Below are 17,495 nucleotides of genomic sequence, written 5' to 3'. Positions count from 1 at the left end.
CCCGAGGTGAGCCCCTAGACAACTGCCAAGAACTATTAGTGAAGAAAAAGTAGAAACTACCGTATAATTATTTTCCTCCTGGAGTCTTTGATAATAATCTCCTTGGAAGGACCTTTCCTTTTAATGTCTCCCTCAAGAACAATGACCTTTGCGCCAAGTCTCCGGAGTTTCTTTATATACTTGTCAATGTCAACATTGGCTCCAACATCAAGGATCACCGCGATAACCTCGTCAAAATACTCAACATAGTCCAAGACCTGCCCCACAAGACGCTGGAGCTTACTCCGACTCTCAGCAATCTTGAGTTCAATCCCAACATTGCCATCAATAGCAATATCAATCTTCTGATCTCCAACAGGATACTGGCGGACAACACGCCTCCCAAGGCGTGCCCTAAGGTACTGATAAAGCTGCTTTTCAAGATCCTCTTCATCCCTCACAGTTTCCGGCTCGAAATCAAAGAGAATATCTACAACATCAAGTTCGGGCTGATGGTTGTCCTCTTCAAGTGAATACCCTCCAAGCTCCTCTCCACCAAGAGATTCAACAGTCTCAGACTCAAGCTCAATGGAAGCAATCTCATGAGATTCCTCTCCAAAAAGTTGAGCCTTGTATTCCTCAAGCTCTTTCTGCTTCTGCTCCTTGAAGGCCTTTAGAGCCTCATTGGCCTCTTCAAGCCACTTCGTGAAGTGCTGAACTACATGCCGAGACTTTACCTTATACCTCTTCGCGACCTCGGCGACTTCCTCCACGGTTAAATGACTTGCCACAACATCAATCAGCTCGTCTTTGTTCCTTATTTTGTAACGGCGTTCCTCCCCATTCACTATTTGTGTTCGGTAAGTAGGAATACCTTTAGCAGCACAAACAGCCTCAAGCTGCCTCATCTTAAGCTGAGAAAGAATTTCTCGCTTAGCCTCAAACTCCTTTCTCGTAACTTCTTCTTTAAATCTTCTCTCTGCCTCTGCAATTTCCCGTTTAATCTCAAGCGCCTTGGCGCGATACCTCGCTTCCTTGGCGGCTTTATCCATTGCCTTTTTAGTGGCTTCTCCAACTTTCTTAAAGAAGTCGCCGAATCCCATGAGCACCACCATTTATTCCTTACGTAAAAATTACTCAAAAGGAAATTAAAAGGATTGTGGGTAATTCACGCTAAGGGTAAAAATCCCACCCACGAGAAATTTTCTCAAACCTTTTAAACATTCATACCGTAAGAATAATTCGTAAAATCAGCATGCGAAGAGGTGAGACAGTGAGGGAAAGCAAAGAACCACTCGCAAAGTTTCATGCAAGACTTGATCCAAAGGGCAGAGTCTTAATCCCCAAAGGGGATAGGGAAGTTTTAGGAATAGAGGGGAACGATTATGTAGAGGCTGTTATCAGAAAGATAGAATTGAATAGTGAATCTAAAGTTGTCCAAATATTGGGCAGTGCATTCATTATTGCAAAAGTTGGAGTCAGAGGATACATTGTCGTACCAACAAACGCCCGTGTAGAGTTGAATCTATCTCATAGAGATGCCGTAGAAGTTCTCATCTTAGCCATCCATAAATTCGACAAGCTTATAAGTCCACAAGGAAAAGAGTTAATGAAGCGTATTCAGGCCTTTTCTCAGGCAAAAATCATGTCCCCTGGAGAGGAATACAACTTGCTCAAACAGCTTAGTTATAGTTATTTATTTCAAGTTTAATAATTACAGTAATTATTAATTCATCTATTCTAAGCTATCTCACCCCTTTTACAGATTGATACAGACCTCTCATGACCGCTTTCTTGAGCTCTAAATTTATACAGTAAAAATTCTGCCAAAATTGTACATTTTACGCAACGGTTTTGTAAATATTACGGCAGACCAAAAAGCTTATAAGTTTGTGTGTGTAATTTACTCACGTGAGCAATATACTCACAAGGTGATGACGATGGGACGGAAACCAAAGTATGGGGTTCGGAGTGTCAGAATTGACGCACTTCTGCCTCCCGATGCGGTCAAAGAGATGGAGAGATACAAAAATGAGCACAAAATGAGTTGGGGGGACCTAATCCTCGACATGTGGGAGTTCTACAAGGCAAATAAGCTTCTGGTGGTCTCCAATGGAAACACTGGTCTATGAAGGTGTTTTCCCCATGGCCAGAAAACGAAAGAAAGTCAGGGCCGGCCCGGGAAGGCCTTCTGAATACGGAGAACCATTGCGTCTACTTTCAATGAACGTGCCACAATCAAAGTTTCTTGAATTTGATGAGATGTGTAAGAAGTTGGGTATATCAAGGCCGAAGGGGTTTATTTTGCTTCTTGAACACAGAAACCAGAACATCATTGACCTAATGGCCAAGGTCAGGGAGTTGGAAGAGCTTCTGGAACAAGAAAAAGAGTTCACGGCCCATCTAATTAAAGAGAACGAGAAGAAAGACAAAATCATTGAAAAACTGCAAGAAGAATTAGAGAAGAGAGACAAGAAAATCGAGAGACTTGTTCTCCAACTTGAGAAGCTCAAAATGGAACAATTGTCGAAGAAAGACCGTGAAGCTACTGAGCTTAGGGAAGAAATTCATCAAGTTCTCTCTACTTATAAGGAGCTCAAGCTCCTCGAATTGTTCAGGAGGCTTGGTTATTCTGAGAAGGGCGAGGCGTTGATGAAGAAGGCAGAAGCGTTCCAGAAGCGTTGGTTTGTGCTTGGGGGCAAGGTTTTCGTTTCTAAGGAGCTCGGCCTCGTTCTTGAGCCTTCGCATGAGGTCGGTCTCCTCGGCTGGAAGGTTAAGAAGCTGGAGGTGAATGCAGATGTCTGAGTTGGAAGCCGGGTTTTGGGAGTTTGTGGCTCGGGAGCGGGCGGTGTTGGAGCAGGCCGAAAGGCCCACAGTGGCGGACGTGGTAGCGTGGCTTGAGCGCGAAAGGGCCAGGGCGGAGAATTTGAGGTTTTCGTATTCTCTCAGGAATGAGCCCCTCAAGGCGGCTTACGAGGAGGGGCGGCTGGAGGTTATTAACGCGGCTTTACAGAGGTTGAAGAAGCTGGAGAAGCGGATTCAGGAGCTGGAGGAGAAGGCGAAGTTCATGAAGCAGTTTGAGGGCGGCGGTGAATACTACGAGGGATTCCTTGAGGCCCTCAGGGAGGTGAGGGCATGAAGGCTTACGGTTTTTTTGAGGTGAGGGATGGGGGAAGGCAGTTGGTTTTTGAAGAGGTTGTCATTGAGGCTGAGGATTATGAGGTGGCGAAGAGGGCTTACGAGAGGTGGCTGTTGCGGGTGTATTTGGAGACGCAGGCGTGGAAGATGTCAGGAGATGGCCACGCGGAGGTCATGGACATCAGCCTCGCTCCAAAAAGAGCGCACAGGATGAAGCCTATCAGAGCGGAGGAGTTGCTGAAGCCATTGGATGAGGTCATTAAAACCGCTTTAGCGGAGGTGAGTTGATGGCTTCCCGCGCTACTATGGTTCATTTTGATGTGAAGGCGGGCCCGAATTATTTTGACCCGGCTTTTGATTACATGGAGCGCATGGTGAAGGATGGGAGGAATAGGATGTACTTCAGCAGGCTTATTGAGCACTTGTTTTACAGGCAGTACAGGATGACTGATGTGGATTCAATACTCTTCAAGCCGGTTTATGACCGGTTCGGGCGCTTTAGGGACGAGAAAGTGTTAGCAGCTTTTGAGTTAAAGTTCAAGAGCCCGAGAACTGTCGAAGGCCGGGAGTTGGAGTTGAATGGCGGGCAGTTCCTCAGGATTCGCAGGGTTGCCAGAATGCTGAGGGTCCCTCTTTACTATTTCGTTAGCATTGGCGGGGAGAAGTTCGTCATGTTCAACGTTTTAAATGTGAAGCCTCAGTTCGAGACTCGGTATGAGGGCAAGAAGCGGGATTATTATGCAATTTTAGACATGGATGACTTAATCGTTTCAAACTCTCTCGAAGACCTCAGGACCGACTTAAAATTCCTCCTCGAAAGGAGGTGACGGGGCGTGGTTAGAGTTAGGGTTGAGAATAAGTGGTTTGAGATTTGTCTGAAGGAAGAGAACCACCCGTACCACAACAGGCAGTGCGACAGAAATTGCCCTCATTGGGATTTGTGCATGAGGGGCGAGTTCATTGAAGCAGAGATGGTTCTCATCGTTGATGCGGGCAGTCTTGAAGAGCTCAACAAACTCACTGATGAGCTCCTCAAACGGGGATACAAGGTCGTGGGAAAAATCGAGGAGGGGTGACGGGGCGTGGCGATTCGGGTGAAAAAGATAGAATGGGGTTACTATGAGATTGAGGACAATGAGAGTCATGACGACATCGCATTGACGTTCAGATATGACTCGAAACGGCACAAATACATTGTCAGGTTCGACTGGACTAATGTCACAAAAGAGCTAACAGAAAAAGAAGGCGAGAATATTATGGAGTTCTTGGACTGGCTGACCTTGGCAGTCGAAGAATCTTTCGACTCGCAAGGTAAGGAGCGTGATGGCCGTGAGTGAGGTTGGAAGGAGTTGTAGGGTGTGTAGGCACTTCATCAGGATCTATGAGGAGCGCTTCAAAGACAATATTAGGAAGAGGGGTTTCTGCACGTATGGCCTTGGGGAGGCGGACTTCTCCCTCTACGTCTCCTCAACTTACGCGAGAAAGTGCCCGTTCTTCGAACCAGACGAGGAAGCTATGGAAATCTTTGAACTCGAAAGACAGCTCGTGAAGGAGTGGGAAAAGAGGAAGGGGCGGTATTGGGATGGGAGGACTAGAGTTGGTAGGCTCATACGGAAGCGCTACCAGGAGAAGTACAGGGGAACTCCTGCCGGCATGCTGAAGGCCGAGAGGGAAGTGCTCGGGGAGCTTTATAGAGAGTTCCTCAAGGAGCATGAAAGTGAGAGGGAGTTCCTCAAGAGCGCCTGCAAGATGACGCTCGACGAATACAAGGCTCTCATCTTCTCGATGGTCAGAAAGGCTGAGTTCATAGTCAATGGCCTGGATTTTGTGGCGTTGGAGACTCCAGAGGAGATTATAATACGCATGGAAGAGGAGCCTGTGGAGGTGAAGGTTGGTGTTTAAAGATTTGAGGCCCGAATGGAAGTGTCTCGACTGTGGCCACACTTGGAAGAGGCTTACTGTACCAGATAAATGCCCAAAGTGCGGCTCTGAGAAAGTCATGCCATGGCTGTATTGGGGGTTGAAAAATGACCGTTAACTTTCGTATGGATGTTAACGTTCAAGATACTAACAGCCTCTGTATATTATCCGTCTTTCCAAAAACTTTCCCGCGAACAACCAACTCCAATCGCCACCAAACCCCTCATACTAACAAGAACTGTTACTATACTCTCCAATTCCGTGAGTGGAACTTGGAGAATAATATTTTAGATTGTTTGGCTAACTAAAAGGTGGTGTTAGTATGCCAAGGCGAAGAAAACTTCCAGATTATGTCGCTCTCAAAATCCCCACATATGAGCCGGCCGATAGCCCACTCGAACTAATCTTCGACGGCAGGAGCCTGGAGATAGCGTACAAAGTCCTCGAACGCATTAAGGAGCAGGGCCGCCTTTATCCAGATGACTACAAGGAGATGTTCAAGGACAAGAGCGACCAGGTGGTGTACTTTAGAGTCATAAAGAAAATGCTGGCCCTGAAAATGCTCCGTATAAGCTCTGATAAGTCATACATTCTTAGCGACGGCTTTTCTAACCGCATGGAGACCATAGCCAAACTTTGGAAATTCCAGATTGGAGATCTAAAGGACCTTTGGTGATCCGCATGACCGCAGTCTTAATATCCACCTCCGGCCATTATCCCATAGGTGGGCCAAAGTGGGTAGTAGTGGGCCGTCTAAACAGGGCTCTCATCGGGCTCGAAAGCCTCAGAAAAGGCGAAAGACGCGCGTTCATTTGTACTTGGATAAAGAAGTGGTCGGCGGTCTCAAGGAAGAGGGCTTTAACATCTCGGCCCTCACAAACAAGCTTCTTAAAGAGCATTTAGAGAAGGTGAGGCGCATGGAAGCGATTATTTCGAGAATGGCGGGCCCGGCGGGATTCGAACCCGCGACCTCCGGCTTAGAAGGCCGGCGCCCTATCCTGCTAGGCTACGGGCCCTCGCTCCTAAGGTGCCGGGGCGCTCTTATAAAAGTTGCGGTGGGAAAGGAAAAGGAGAAACCTCACCTCCTCTTCCTGAGGAGGAGCGGAATTACCGCGAGGGCGACTATCGCCACCGGACCGCATATGCTTTTTTCCGAGCCGGTCCTGGTCTCATGTTCTTTTATTATCTCCTCTGGACTCTTGCCCTCAACCATAAGCTCCGTCCACTCCTGCAACCACCTGTTGTAGTTAGCCTTTATCTCCCCGGGCTTTGGATCGAGGATCTTCCTGGGCTTCGCGGCGTACTTATAGACTCCAGGAAGCCCAACTTCTTTACTCGCCGGAAACATCCAGTTATGAAGGGGCACCTCCCTCTGGAACTCCTTACTCAGGACGAATTCCACAAACTTCTTTGCGAGATCCGGGTGCTTGCAGCCCTTTACTATACCAATGCCCTCAACCTGAATGTAAGCGGTGTTGTTGAGCAGAATCGCACCTATGTTTGGTTCCGTACCGTTGGTGTAATAGTAGGCGTCGTAGGCAGGGTCTGTTGCGTAGCTGAGGAACAGGGGAGCCTCACCTTTATCCCACATCTCCCATCCAGCGTCCCAGCCCTTGGTTATCTGGTATATCTGGGGTTTTAGCTTCTCCCAGTAGTATAGCCAGCCGGGGTCTCCGTAGGCCGCGATGGTCCACAGAAGGAATGCCATCCCAGTGGAGCTCGTTCTGGGATCCTCCAGGATAAGACTCTTCTTCCACTTGGGGTTAAGGAGGTCCCCAAAAGTCTCCGGAGGGTTCTGCACCTGATTCTTCTTGTAGACGATGGCGATGGCACCGTAGTCATAGGGGATTAGGTGATAGGTGGGGTCAAGTGCGTCTATCAGCTCCTTTGGAACGACGTTGATGTTGGGGGGTCTGTAAACCTCAAGGACGCCCGCATCGATGGCCTTGGCCGCGAGGCTGTTGTCTATCCCGATGACGACGTCGGCTTGAGGATTGCCCTTTTCAAGGATCAGCTTGTTCAGGACCTCCCCAGCGTCCCCCGCGGTTATCACATTGACTTTAACCCCATAAGCCTTTTCAAACTCAGGTATGGTGGCGTTTGCTAGACCGTAGCTCACAAAGCTGTCGTAGGTGTAGATCGTGAGTTCTTTGCTTTCCGCGCCCTTAACGGGACTGACAGATCCAGCCATCCCAATCAGCAGCGCCAGAATCATCAGCACGGCGAGTTTTCTCATCCGCTCACCTCCAAGATGTTAATACCAAGTTATCATTTTCAAAGAGATGGTGATAACAGGGTAAATAAAGGTTTGCTTCCCAGATGTGGGAATCACGGCTTAATCTCCGGGCAGAAGAAAATCTAAAAACAGACGGTACGGCCTCAGCCTCCGAACTGAACGTAGAGGAAGTACGAATACACCGCGAGGAAGGCCGCACCGGTCATCCTGTCGACCCTACTTCTTAACCTCAGGATTCCTGTCAGTAGGCCCATGACGAGGAGCGTCAGCGGGAGGGTGAAAGAGAAGATACCCGGATCAACCCGTATCGGGTGTATCAAGGCCGCTATCCCAATCACCATCAGGATATCCAGGATGTTTGCACCTACTATGTTCCCAACGCTTATGTTGGGAAGGTTCTTCAGTGTGGCGGTCAGAGAATTGGCAAGTTCCGGCATGGACGTGCCCACAGAAACGAGGGTCAACCCTATGACAACCTCAGGGATGCCCAGCGTCCTCGCAAGCTCCACAGCTGTGCTGACGACTACCCTAGCCCCTAAAACAACCGCCAGCCCACTGCCGAGCATTATCAGTAGGTCTCTGCGAGGGTTTCCTCCCTCCACCTCACCGTACCCCAGCCGCACGTGCTTGGAGTGGAGGAAGTACAGAAAACCGAAGTAGATGAGTACAAGCGTGAGGCCGTCGAGACGGCTTATCGTGCCATCGTACATGAGGATGGCCGAGTAAAGGGTTATCCCCAGCATAAAAAGGGCGTTCTTCCATGCGTCGGTGTCCACCTCCAGGGGACGGATGATGGAGGAAACGCCGAGGATGAGGGAGATATTGGCGAGGGCACTGCCCACCGCGTTTCCAAGGGCTATGCCACTGTTTTTGTGAAACGCCGCTACAGCGGACACGGTCACCTCTGGAAGGGTCGTGGCTATACTCGCAAGGATTAGGGCAATTAGGAACTCGCTGACACCAAAGCCTTTCGCAACACGGGATGCAGCATCAACGAAGACGTCGCTACCCCAGATTAGAAGGACAAAACCAAGTACAAATAGAGCGATTTCAACCATCAAATGCCCCACCAAACAATCTAGGGAAGAAACTTAAAAACCATTCGGACTCCTCTCAGCATCTCCACGGCTCGTCATTTTTATAACGTAGTCGGCCGCGTTCTGAAGGGCCACCGAAAAACCTGGATCCGCCCCAATTACTATGGTTTCCTTTCCCTGACTCTTTGCCTCGTTTATTATCGGCAGGAAATCCGCGTCACGGGTCGCCAGTGCGATGACCCCAACGTCGGAGCTGTAAATCATCTCCATGGCCTCGATCGCCACCCGGACGTCGGTATCCCCAGCAACGATTATCGGTTCAAGTCCCTGATTGACTACGGCTTCGATGAGTCCTTGGGGGGCGTACTGGTTGAGGACAACCTTGGCTATGCGTACTTTCCCAACTTTTTCAAGGGCTTCCATGATGTCCTCCAGCTTTATCCCGAACTCCTTCCGGAGGATATTAGGCCCATCGATTATCAGGCCTATATCTTTCCTAATCTTGGGCTTGGGAGGTTTCTCCTCCGGGGGTTTGGTCTCCTTCTCTCCCCTTCTAAGAACCTTAAAGAGGGTCTCTTTCATCGCCCCTCACCGCCTTCCCCCAGCGTTATGGTGTAATCGGCGGCATGCTTGAGGGCCACCGAAAACCCGGGTTCTATCCCTATGACCACCGCCTCCTTTCCTTTTTCCTTAGCTTTTAGTATGACCGGGAGGAACTCCGCGTTGCGTGTGGCCAGCGCGATGACGTCTATGTGTGGATTGTAAATCTCACGCATAGCTTCCACGGCCAGCTTTACCCCCGTCTCCCCGGAGACAACAGCAACATCAAAGCCCTGGTTGGACACAGCCTCTATGAGTCCTTGGGGGGCGTACTGGTTGAGGACAACCTTGGCCACCCTGATGTCTCCTATGCCCTCGAGAGCCTCAACTATATCTTCCAGCTTTATCCCGAACTCCTTCCTGAGGATGTTTGGCCCATCTATAAGCAGTGCTATCTTTTTTCCGCGACCTATACGTTTTTTCATCATTCCTATGCTCTTCATGCCACCCTTGGTTATCGAAACTATCTTTTCCCAACTTCCACCCGCCATAGCTGTCACCGATGTTATAATAAATCAATACCCGCTAATGCCCGGTATGACGTTGGGGTATAAAAAGTTAGTCAGGATTGGTTAAATCTTATTTCATTACCCGTTTGTAGTAGTACCAGAGCCCTCTAATGATGTCCCGCACCTCTATCATCGTGAAGGTCTCAGTCCTGTCTATGAGTTTCGCCGTCTCCTCCCAGCTGTGAGACTGAAGGACCCTGTAGATCAGCAGCTTTATCTGGCGTTCGTCGAGGTAGGGCTTCATCCAGCCGTCCAGGAAGTAGAGCTTCACTATCGGCTTGACAGAGTCAAGCACGGTGTCGTAAGTGAGAACCTTGCCCGTGAAGGCGTCCAGTCTCTTCTTCTGGACGTCAGTGAGGTAAACCGGATAATCCACGGCCTCACCGAAGGGCGTCTCGAAAAGCCAGCGCGCTATCCCGGGCTCAAGCTCCCTGTGGGTATCGCCCAGCCACTCCGTCAGCCTTATGCGGAACTCGTCGTTGGCCTTCTTGATGATCTTCTTCGCCCTCTCGCTTATCGGCTTGAGGACTATCGCGGTGAACTCACCGCTGACCGGGTTGCGGGCTGGACTGAGGTGCACCACCGCGAAGCCGTTCCGGACCCAGAAGCGGGCAAGCTCTTCACTCGCACCGAAGCCCGAGCCTATCCAGTCGAGGCCTTTCTCCCTCGCTTCCTTCTCAAGGAGCTCCAGCGCCTTGCTTCCAAGTCCCATGTCCATCGCGTCCGGGTGGGTGGCAATTCTAACTATCCTGTATCCCCTCAGCTTCGCGAACTCCTTCGCCATGTGGTGCTTGACCATCATGTCCGGGATTATGTTGCCGCGCGGCTTGTAGCCTTTCGCCATCTTCTCGATGACCTTCTTGGGTATGTTGCCCTCCTCGGCTATCTGAATCGCCGTAACTATCTTGCCGTTCTTGAGGCGGAGAACCCTCGCCCTGTGGTGGGGCGCATCGGCGAGCAGGGCAACGTCGCTGGGCCTGTTGCGGTAGTGCGCTAAAATGTAGATGCCGACGAAGTTTCTGAGGTCTTCCCTGTCGTTCTCGAACCAGTCGTCGAGGTCGGGCTCCTCGAAGTAGACCTCCTTGCTCTTTATGAGCTCGTAGTCCTCATCGGTAAGCTCAACTGGCTCGGCATCGAGCAGGAGGACGTCAAAGAGCCACTTCTCAATGGGGTCGCCCTCGGCGTAGCGTATCGGCTCCTCCATGTGGAGCTCCTTAAAGGAGCGCTTCTCCCTGGCCCTCTTCAGGAACTTGACCGAGAAGCCCCTTCCCGCTCCCTCGTAGCCGTGTATGGTGGAGGAGTACACCACACGCGGCTTGCTGAGGTACCTGTGGAGTATCGGGACGTGGATTCCGGCGGCCTCATCGAGGATGTACAGGTCGGCGGTCTTTTTGTAGCCTTCAGCGGGGGGATAATAGCGGAGGCCGATCTTCCTCGCGTAGAGCTCCTTGATGAGGCCCCTCTCCTCGACGACGTGCGGCTTGAACCCGAGCCTCTCTAAGGCCCTCTTGGCGAAGCGGAAGAGGGCCTGGACGTTCTCCGGCTCGGGGGCAGTCACGACTATTCTGGTTCTCTTCTTGAGCGCCACTGCGAGTCCGATCGCGGCTATTCCAACGGAGACGCTCTTTCCACGGCCCCTGTCAGCGGTGAGGACAAGCATGCCCTCCTCCTCAACCAGACCCTCAAAGGCCTTAAGGACTTCAACCTGCCCTTCGGTGAGGGCCATCTCGTAGAGCTCGCGCGGGAAGATAGTCTCCTCGGGAATCTCAACGCCCTTCCTCGCTCTGATCTTTGCCTGAGTTTTGTTCCTCTTTGGCTTCTTCCTGAGCTTTCCGTTCTCGGTGATGATGTAGATGCCCTCATGCTCGGTGAACTTCCTGATGAGGCGCCTGTTGAAGCGCTTCTTGACGTCGTCTATCGTGTAGGGCGGCGTGACGAGGCTCTTGTGGAAGCCCGTCCACATGTTCTTCCACTTCTCGAATGGGTGGGCGAGTATGAAGATGAGTCCTCCGCCGCGGACGGTCTCGATAATCCTACCAAGGTCGTTGGGGAAGTAATCGTAGCTCATATCAAGGACGAGCAGGTCGTACGTCCTTCCGAGGATGTCGCGGGTGTGCTTGAAGGTAACCGCCTTTACCTCGGCACCCCCTGCCAAAAGGTCGAAGTGCTTCCTGAAAGCCTCGTAGCGCTTCCTTCCAAAGGTATCCTCGCCGAGCGCGTCCGTCGCGTAGAGGACCTCAATTTTATCCTCACTCTCATCCCTCAGCCTTTTCTCCTTGAGCTCATCCAGGACATCCCTGAGAACCCGGGCCGATGCGCCGGCCAGGATTCCCGCTAATTCCGCCTTCCTCAGTGTGTCCCCTTCTATGATTATCATTCTCCTGTGGAACTTCTCAAGCGCCTGAGCTAAAGCCGTCTCGGTGAGCCTGAGAACCTGATCCTTAATCTTCTCACTTTTGGCGTAGTCTCTCACTTCCTTATCAAAGCGGACCTTGACGGTCACGGCCGCCACCTCCCGGATAAAAGGGAGAAGGGGGATTTAAAAAGGTTAGGCGGGTTTGAAAGCTTCTCGATAATCATCGAAACGCTAAGCTTTTATACGAAATACATCCAGTTTATTCGGTGATTCTTATGCCTAAGGGATTGAGCATTAAAGACCTCGGGAAGTTCAAGCTCGTGGGAAACATCGACGCCTTCGGAAGAAGGCTCGTCTTTCAGGTGACGGAGATAAGCGTTGAGAAGGACGACTACTTCTCAAGGCTCTACCTCTACGACGGCAGAAAGGTCAGGCCCTTCACCTCAGGAAAGAAGGACGGGAATCCGCGCTTCTCACCGGACGGGAAGCTGATAGCTTTCACCTCAAAGCGCGATAAAGGCGACGAGGCCGAGCTGTACGTAATCCCGACCGACGGCGGCGAGGCAAGGCTTTTGGCGAAGTTCAAGTACGGGATTAAGAACCTCCGATTCACCGAGGACGGGAAGGGCATAGCGGTCGTCACGCCAGTGGACATCGAGAAGAAGCCGAAGGACGACGTCCACGTCATCAAGGAGATTCCCTTCTGGTTCAACGGTGTCGGCTGGGTCTACGGAAAGAGGAGCGTCGTCTATCTGGTGGACATCGAGACGGGCAGAAAAAGGCGCTTAACCCCCAAGAACCTCGACGTCTCGCAGGTTCGCTTCCACAAGGGCAGGCTCTACTTCATTGCCCAGGAAGACCGCGAGAGGAAGCCCATGGTGAGCGACCTCTACGCCCTTGAGGGCAGGAAGGCGAAAAGGCTCACTCCCGGAGAGTGGAGCGTTCAGGACTTCATTCCCCTCGACGACGGTACGTTCATCCTCAAGGCAAACACCCGCGAGAGGGGCATTCCAACAAACACACACATCTACCACTACAACCCGGAGACGGGCGAGATGAGGAAGCTCACCTCGGAACTCGACCGCTCGGCCTACAACTCCCTCAACTGCGACGTCAGGGGGAGCCAGAGGGCGGAGCTGGTTTTCAGGGACGGCTGGGTTTATTACGTGGCAACGGATGGCCCGAGGGCGAACCTCTTCAGGGTAAACCTTGAGGGGAGAATCGAGCGTGTCATCAGTGGTAATAGAAGCGTCGAGAGCTTTGCCATCGGGGACTACATAGCCGTCACCGCCCAGGACGCGGTCACTCCAACGGAGCTCTACGTTCTCCGTGACGGGAAGGAAAAGAAGGTTACGGACTTCAACGGATGGATTAAGGACTACAAACTCTCGAAGCCGGAGCACTTCAAGGTCAAGGCCAGCGACGGCGTTGAAATTGACGCGTGGATTATGAAGCCCGTTGACTTTGAGCCGGGCAAAAAGTATCCTGCCGTGCTTGAGATTCACGGAGGACCGAAGACAGCCTACGGCTACTCCTTCATGCACGAGTTCCACGTTTTAACAGCGAAAGGCTTCGTGGTGATATTCTCAAATCCGAGGGGAAGCGACGGCTACGGTGAGGAGTTCGCCGATATAAGGGGGCACTATGGGGAGAGGGATTATCAGGACTTAATGGAGGTCGTTGACGAAGCCATAAAGCGCTTCGACTTCATCGATGAGGAGAGAATTGGCGTCACCGGCGGCTCCTACGGCGGCTTCATGACCAACTGGATTGTGGGGCACACGAAGCGCTTTAAAGCGGCGGTAACCCAGCGCTCCATCTCGAACTGGGTGAGCTTCTTCGGAACAACGGACATAGGCTATTACTTCGCTCCCGACCAGATAGGCGACGACCCGTGGAGCAATACGGGAGGCTACTGGGAGAAGAGCCCGCTGAAGTACGCACCGAACGTGGAAACTCCCCTCCTCATAATCCACTCGATGGAGGACTACCGGTGCTGGCTCCCCGAGGCTCTCCAGTTCTACACGGCGCTCAAATACCTCGGAAAGACCGTTGAGCTGGCCATCTTCCCCGGCGAGAACCACGACCTCAGCAGGGGCGGAAAGCCGAAGCACAGGATAAAGCGCTTGGAGCTGATAGCGGAATGGATGGAGAGGTGGCTGAAGGTTTAGTGCCTTTTTAACCCCTCTCCTTTAGTACCCTCTAGAGGGTACTGAGGATCATGAAAGTCGCAAAATAATCAGAGTTCCAGCCGTTACACTCCTTAAGGGGGAAAGGGGCAGGCATCCACTGTTGAAGGCATGTGTATAATGACTGCATAAACAATTGGTCCCAAAGAGGATACAAATGAGTAAGCCAAGTATCTCAAACTCTCCTTCTTTTGGTTCAGGTCATCCCCATCAGTCCAGGGAATAACGCGATTGCAATGTGCCGCGGGGTTGTGCCCAGAGCTTCGATGAAGATTACCCCATAATCATCCTCTTTCTAATTCCCTCGATATCCTCGTCGAACTTTCTTTTTGCCCACTCCAATCGATTGAAGGCGAGCTTTGATGCATAAGCGTAGAGAAGCAAGGAGACAAGGAACACAGCAAACAGCGGAAGGGTTTCCTCGGTCGTGTACTGAAGTGCAAGTACTAATGCAACCCCCACGCCCAGGGGTATGGAATATGTCCTGAACAGAGTGAGGGCTTTGTGGCAGCTGGAGTATGGCAATTCGGTGTACTTCCAGATTACCACTGCCACTGGAATCGCCAGGATCAACGTTGCAAAAAACGGAATCAGAAAATCATCCCAGAAAAAGTTGAACACTATAGGAATGCCAGCAATCCAGCCGAGCCCTGTGTAGAAGGAGACCTTCGGGTATTTTGATTTATACAGTCCAAAAGCATAACCGCTCTCGAATAACAGGAGTGCTGAGAGTCCGGATAGGACGAGAAGCGAGATCTCACTCTTTTCTTGTATTAGCAGGGAATATCGTATAAAAGGGATGAGGATAATGGATGAAAGTGTGGTCACCTCCGTTCCCCTGAATATTAAATGGATGCCGAGTATACTGGAAACTAAACTACTGCCGCTCTCGTGTTTCTCGTAGCCCGTCCCTAAGAACAGTATTAGGGCCATGACACCCCAAATCGAGGACAACACATACACTTTTAGAGGTGTTCCCAGGTGAACATCAAAGTGCTTCATTGTTATTTCGAAGCTCCCATTCGGGTCGTAACTAAAAATATGAACAGTTACGGGCACCTTGGTGTTAGATAACACAGCGTCCGATAGTATTAAAGAGGAGAAGTTGACTAATTCAGAGGGGCGAATCCAGACTTCAAAAGAGCTGCCGCTGACTGTTCTCGGGACCGTTGTTCTCTTTCCAATCTTTGCCAGGTATTCAAGATTTTCTGAGGTGTTACCCAGGTGGCACTCCACTACCCAGCCCCCGCTAACCTCATTATAATGAGCAGTGTTGTTGCAATCCACATGAATTGGAGCAACGAACGGAAGGGAGATCAGGAGCATTAACAGGGAGATCAATACAGGGAGTGTTCTCATACTGGCCACCTCAATTCTTTGAATTCTCGGTGCCTTGGATCAACTTGACCTTCTCGTAGATTTCCCCAATCAGGCGTTCTTTCTCTTCGTTGAACTTGATGAAGCACCCCCTCTGGAGTAGGTAAACGACGAAGAGGAGAATAACCAAGAGGACCACGAATACGAAATCCGGGTGGTATTTGAGTGTAAGAAAACCCACAATTGATAGGTTTATGAAAAGGACGCCTTCTGGCTTTAGGGTTTTGAGAATGTGATGTGTAAAGACCGCAAAAGCCCCGGCAAAGGACATGAGGAGAAGGCTTTTAATCTCTGAGTCCAGTGCTCCTGAGATCAGCAGAAGGGGAACAATAATCCAAACAAGCCCGGAACAGAATGCTAATTTTCTTTTCTTAAGCACCGGGAGGGGCTTGTGATAAGCTGTGCTCTTAAGGTGGATGGGTATCAGTAAGTAGTTTCCAATGTAAAAGGGAACAACCATCACCAGAGCCCAAATACTCCACCCAGTTACTATGTCCCCCCACAGGTTCGACCCACCTCCGAAGTAGTAGGGAAGTCCAAAGATAAAGGGATGGGAAAGATACATTCCGAAGATAACAGCTGCAATCCAGCCGCTGGTTGTTGGCACAATTTGGAATTTTACGGGACGCTGAGTGAGACGTCTGTTAAAGAGCCAGAGAACTCCGAAAAGGGCAGAGAGGATGAACCAGGTGAATAAAAAGGAAATAATCATCCATTCCAAATCTTTTTTAAATTCAGTCCAGTTCGACGTTCCTTCAAGGTAAACACGTACGTCGAATTCTTTTTGAGTTCCGTTTTCTTCGATGAAAACAAACGTAAATGTGTGTTCCTTGTTAAACAGAACCCAGTCGGGGACAAAGGAGAAGTAGTAATCTTTTATCCTGCCCAAGACAGACACCGGGCTAAAACTCACATTGGCTGGAAGCTTGAAAGTATCCCACTCATCATTGATGGAGTGTTTGTATCCTCCCGAGTTCTTTATCGTGATTAGGTATGCTCTCGGGGGTAAGCCATCAACGCTCTTTAGATAAATCTCCCCCGTCCCATTACCTTTAAACCTGCAAACAACTCTATGAGTTGGTGCTTTGGGGGGACATTTCAAGGTTGCACCAGTGACGAGAGGAAGAATGAGAAGAAATACTAATATAATCATTGAGATGACTCTTTTCACCCGACCACCGTTTGGAATCCAGAAGAGACCTTATAAAACTTTCTCCTTAAACGCGTAAAGAAAGGTAGGCTGAAATTATAAGACGGGCATCAAAGCGTGTAGTCCCAGACGTTCTTGCTCCCCTCGAAGTACTCGGGTGGGTATTCTTGATTTCCGGAGGTGAGCTCTAATAGCTCCGCCAACAAACACAAAGAGCGTTCCAGCTATGGTTGGAAGCATCCCTCGTGTTTGCCCAATGGCTCCAGTAACAAAACGCATGCAAAATTTCAAACGCTGAATTTTTAAAGGGTGAGTTGAGATGGCAATCATGCTCGGGGTAATCCTGGCGTTTCCGGAGAAGCGGTGGGAGAACTACACCCTCCCCGTTGCGGACGAGCCGGTTGTTAAGCTCACCGAGAGAAGGCTTCTAATGAGCAAGAGGATAGACGAAGTCATCACGGTAGTTCGGAGGGACAAGCTCAAAACTTATTCCCTCCACGTCTCGAATCCCCTTCCCGTTTCCATGAGGAGCAGGATGGAGGCCCTCCTGAAAGCCCTGCCCAGAGAGCCGTTCTTCTTGGCCGAGGGCAACATGCCCCTGATAATGCCCTTCCTGGTGAACTATTTAACAGGCTTGTTCTACGAGAACGAGCCGGAGGCACTGATACCGATCTGGAAGGACGGGACGGCGGAGGTCACGCACGCAATTTACGAGCCCGATGCCCTCATGGACGCCATAGAAGCGGTGCTGGCAGAGGGCTACAGGAACCTGCGCAGAATAGCAGAGCTCCTCGACTACGAACCGCTGCCCATTGAGGAGCTGGCGAAGAGGAACCCCAAGGTGACGCTGAGCTTTTTCAGAGTGAGGAACTCCTTTGACGTTAGATTCGCGGCCGAGACCCTTAGGAAGCTGTGATGCAAATTCACTTTGGAGATTTCCCAAATTAATGCGAGAATACTTAAATAGTGTAAGACCTACAGTATATTAAGGGTAGGGCTCCACA

General features: G+C 50.6%; 21 protein-coding genes and 1 tRNA gene. 13 read left to right on the top strand and 9 right to left on the bottom strand.

Annotated features, from left to right (window positions below):
• Nucleotides 1-56 precede the first annotated feature (56 nt).
• On the bottom strand, nt 57-1,088 hold the full coding sequence (locus tag MVK60_RS05400) for a hypothetical protein (protein WP_143597840.1): 1,032 nt from the start codon (nt 1,086-1,088) through the stop codon (nt 57-59).
• Between the two features lie 164 nt (nt 1,089-1,252).
• Between MVK60_RS05400 and MVK60_RS05395 the strand changes: the two genes are divergently transcribed.
• From MVK60_RS05395 to MVK60_RS05350, 11 genes are all read left to right on the top strand, one after another.
• Nucleotides 1,253-1,690 (top strand): AbrB/MazE/SpoVT family DNA-binding domain-containing protein, encoded by a 438-nt coding sequence (locus tag MVK60_RS05395; RefSeq protein ID WP_297437217.1) that lies wholly within the window; start codon nt 1,253-1,255, stop codon nt 1,688-1,690.
• Between the two features lie 229 nt (nt 1,691-1,919).
• On the top strand, nt 1,920-2,111 hold the full coding sequence (locus tag MVK60_RS05390; protein WP_297437215.1) for a hypothetical protein: 192 nt from the start codon (nt 1,920-1,922) through the stop codon (nt 2,109-2,111).
• The gene (locus tag MVK60_RS05385) at nt 2,092-2,784 is read left to right on the top strand and encodes a hypothetical protein (protein WP_297437213.1); all 693 of its coding nucleotides are present in this window, start codon (nt 2,092-2,094) and stop codon (nt 2,782-2,784) included. Before MVK60_RS05390 ends, MVK60_RS05385 begins: the two co-directional genes overlap by 20 nt.
• Entirely contained in the window at nt 2,777-3,118 is a 342-nt protein-coding gene (locus MVK60_RS05380) for a hypothetical protein (RefSeq protein ID WP_297437211.1), read from the top strand. The genes MVK60_RS05385 and MVK60_RS05380 overlap by 8 nt, the downstream gene beginning before the upstream one ends.
• Complete coding sequence (locus MVK60_RS05375) at nt 3,115-3,405, top strand: hypothetical protein (protein WP_297437209.1); 291 nt, start codon at nt 3,115-3,117, stop codon at nt 3,403-3,405. Before MVK60_RS05380 ends, MVK60_RS05375 begins: the two co-directional genes overlap by 4 nt.
• On the top strand, nt 3,405-3,944 hold the full coding sequence (locus MVK60_RS05370) for a hypothetical protein (RefSeq protein ID WP_297437207.1): 540 nt from the start codon (nt 3,405-3,407) through the stop codon (nt 3,942-3,944). The genes MVK60_RS05375 and MVK60_RS05370 overlap by 1 nt, the downstream gene beginning before the upstream one ends.
• Nucleotides 3,945-3,950: 6 nt before the next feature.
• Complete coding sequence (locus tag MVK60_RS05365) at nt 3,951-4,193, top strand: hypothetical protein (protein ID WP_297437205.1); 243 nt, start codon at nt 3,951-3,953, stop codon at nt 4,191-4,193.
• A gap of 6 nt (nt 4,194-4,199) precedes the next feature.
• The gene (locus MVK60_RS05360; protein ID WP_297437204.1) at nt 4,200-4,454 is read left to right on the top strand and encodes a hypothetical protein; all 255 of its coding nucleotides are present in this window, start codon (nt 4,200-4,202) and stop codon (nt 4,452-4,454) included.
• Nucleotides 4,438-5,019 (top strand): hypothetical protein, encoded by a 582-nt coding sequence (locus tag MVK60_RS05355; RefSeq protein ID WP_297437202.1) that lies wholly within the window; start codon nt 4,438-4,440, stop codon nt 5,017-5,019. Before MVK60_RS05360 ends, MVK60_RS05355 begins: the two co-directional genes overlap by 17 nt.
• Nucleotides 5,012-5,155, top strand: a complete 144-nt coding sequence (locus MVK60_RS11230) for a rubredoxin-like domain-containing protein (protein WP_367270849.1) — start codon at nt 5,012-5,014, stop codon at nt 5,153-5,155. Before MVK60_RS05355 ends, MVK60_RS11230 begins: the two co-directional genes overlap by 8 nt.
• A 204-nt stretch (nt 5,156-5,359) precedes the next feature.
• On the top strand, nt 5,360-5,713 hold the full coding sequence (locus MVK60_RS05350) for a hypothetical protein (RefSeq protein ID WP_297437200.1): 354 nt from the start codon (nt 5,360-5,362) through the stop codon (nt 5,711-5,713).
• 263 nt (nt 5,714-5,976) lie between these two features.
• On the opposite strand, the gene MVK60_RS05345 is transcribed toward MVK60_RS05350, so the two are convergent.
• The 6 genes from MVK60_RS05345 to MVK60_RS05320 form a co-directional block, all read right to left on the bottom strand.
• Nucleotides 5,977-6,053, bottom strand: a tRNA-Arg gene (locus tag MVK60_RS05345).
• A 62-nt stretch (nt 6,054-6,115) separates the two neighbouring features.
• Nucleotides 6,116-7,273, bottom strand: a complete 1,158-nt coding sequence (locus tag MVK60_RS05340; RefSeq protein ID WP_297437198.1) for a thiamine ABC transporter substrate-binding protein — start codon at nt 7,271-7,273, stop codon at nt 6,116-6,118.
• A 143-nt stretch (nt 7,274-7,416) separates the two neighbouring features.
• Nucleotides 7,417-8,334: a calcium/sodium antiporter gene (locus MVK60_RS05335; protein WP_297437246.1), complete on the bottom strand. Its 918-nt coding sequence runs from the start codon at nt 8,332-8,334 to the stop codon at nt 7,417-7,419.
• 30 nt (nt 8,335-8,364) lie between these two features.
• Complete coding sequence (locus MVK60_RS05330; protein WP_297437196.1) at nt 8,365-8,892, bottom strand: TIGR00288 family NYN domain-containing protein; 528 nt, start codon at nt 8,890-8,892, stop codon at nt 8,365-8,367.
• On the bottom strand, nt 8,889-9,401 hold the full coding sequence (locus tag MVK60_RS05325; protein ID WP_297437194.1) for a TIGR00288 family NYN domain-containing protein: 513 nt from the start codon (nt 9,399-9,401) through the stop codon (nt 8,889-8,891). The genes MVK60_RS05330 and MVK60_RS05325 overlap by 4 nt, the downstream gene beginning before the upstream one ends.
• 88 nt (nt 9,402-9,489) lie before the next feature.
• Nucleotides 9,490-11,922, bottom strand: coding sequence for a tRNA(Met) cytidine acetyltransferase TmcA (locus tag MVK60_RS05320; RefSeq protein WP_297437244.1), 2,433 nt, complete (start codon nt 11,920-11,922; stop codon nt 9,490-9,492).
• A gap of 128 nt (nt 11,923-12,050) precedes the next feature.
• Between MVK60_RS05320 and MVK60_RS05315 the strand changes: the two genes are divergently transcribed.
• Nucleotides 12,051-13,946, top strand: a complete 1,896-nt coding sequence (locus MVK60_RS05315; RefSeq protein WP_297437242.1) for a S9 family peptidase — start codon at nt 12,051-12,053, stop codon at nt 13,944-13,946.
• A 291-nt stretch (nt 13,947-14,237) separates the two neighbouring features.
• Here MVK60_RS05315 and MVK60_RS05310 read toward each other — a convergent pair whose 3' ends face one another.
• A complete protein-coding gene (locus MVK60_RS05310) occupies nt 14,238-15,323 on the bottom strand; it encodes a hypothetical protein (RefSeq protein WP_297437192.1) in 1,086 nt (361 codons plus the stop codon).
• A gap of 10 nt (nt 15,324-15,333) precedes the next feature.
• On the bottom strand, nt 15,334-16,512 hold the full coding sequence (locus MVK60_RS05305) for a hypothetical protein (protein ID WP_297437190.1): 1,179 nt from the start codon (nt 16,510-16,512) through the stop codon (nt 15,334-15,336).
• Nucleotides 16,513-16,819: 307 nt separating this feature from the next.
• Here MVK60_RS05305 and MVK60_RS05300 point away from each other — a divergent pair, with 307 nt between their 5' ends.
• Nucleotides 16,820-17,407: a molybdenum cofactor guanylyltransferase gene (locus tag MVK60_RS05300; RefSeq protein WP_297437240.1), complete on the top strand. Its 588-nt coding sequence runs from the start codon at nt 16,820-16,822 to the stop codon at nt 17,405-17,407.
• Nucleotides 17,408-17,495: the final 88 nt, after the last annotated feature.

Source organism: Thermococcus sp. (assembly GCF_026988555.1).
Taxonomy (GTDB): Archaea; Methanobacteriota_B; Thermococci; order Thermococcales; family Thermococcaceae; genus Thermococcus.
The sequence above is the reverse complement of the archived record's forward strand: the minus strand, read 5'-3'. Positions and strand labels throughout refer to the sequence as shown.

Excerpts from the sequence above, each read along its gene's own strand:
- MVK60_RS05310 (WP_297437192.1), bottom strand. The coding sequence starts at position 15,323 with ATGAGAACACTCCCTGTATTGATCTCCCTGTTAATGCTCCTGATCTCC.
- MVK60_RS05390 (WP_297437215.1), top strand. The coding sequence starts at position 1,920 with ATGGGACGGAAACCAAAGTATGGGGTTCGGAGTGTCAGAATTGACGCA.
- MVK60_RS05340 (WP_297437198.1), bottom strand. The coding sequence starts at position 7,273 with ATGAGAAAACTCGCCGTGCTGATGATTCTGGCGCTGCTGATTGGGATG.
- MVK60_RS05330 (WP_297437196.1), bottom strand. The coding sequence starts at position 8,892 with ATGAAAGAGACCCTCTTTAAGGTTCTTAGAAGGGGAGAGAAGGAGACC.
- MVK60_RS05350 (WP_297437200.1), top strand. The coding sequence starts at position 5,360 with ATGCCAAGGCGAAGAAAACTTCCAGATTATGTCGCTCTCAAAATCCCC.
- MVK60_RS05300 (WP_297437240.1), top strand. The coding sequence starts at position 16,820 with ATGCTCGGGGTAATCCTGGCGTTTCCGGAGAAGCGGTGGGAGAACTAC.
- MVK60_RS05375 (WP_297437209.1), top strand. The coding sequence starts at position 3,115 with ATGAAGGCTTACGGTTTTTTTGAGGTGAGGGATGGGGGAAGGCAGTTG.
- MVK60_RS05380 (WP_297437211.1), top strand. The coding sequence starts at position 2,777 with ATGTCTGAGTTGGAAGCCGGGTTTTGGGAGTTTGTGGCTCGGGAGCGG.
- MVK60_RS05385 (WP_297437213.1), top strand. The coding sequence starts at position 2,092 with ATGGAAACACTGGTCTATGAAGGTGTTTTCCCCATGGCCAGAAAACGA.
- MVK60_RS05370 (WP_297437207.1), top strand. The coding sequence starts at position 3,405 with ATGGCTTCCCGCGCTACTATGGTTCATTTTGATGTGAAGGCGGGCCCG.
- MVK60_RS05325 (WP_297437194.1), bottom strand. The coding sequence starts at position 9,401 with ATGGCGGGTGGAAGTTGGGAAAAGATAGTTTCGATAACCAAGGGTGGC.
- MVK60_RS05315 (WP_297437242.1), top strand. The coding sequence starts at position 12,051 with ATGCCTAAGGGATTGAGCATTAAAGACCTCGGGAAGTTCAAGCTCGTG.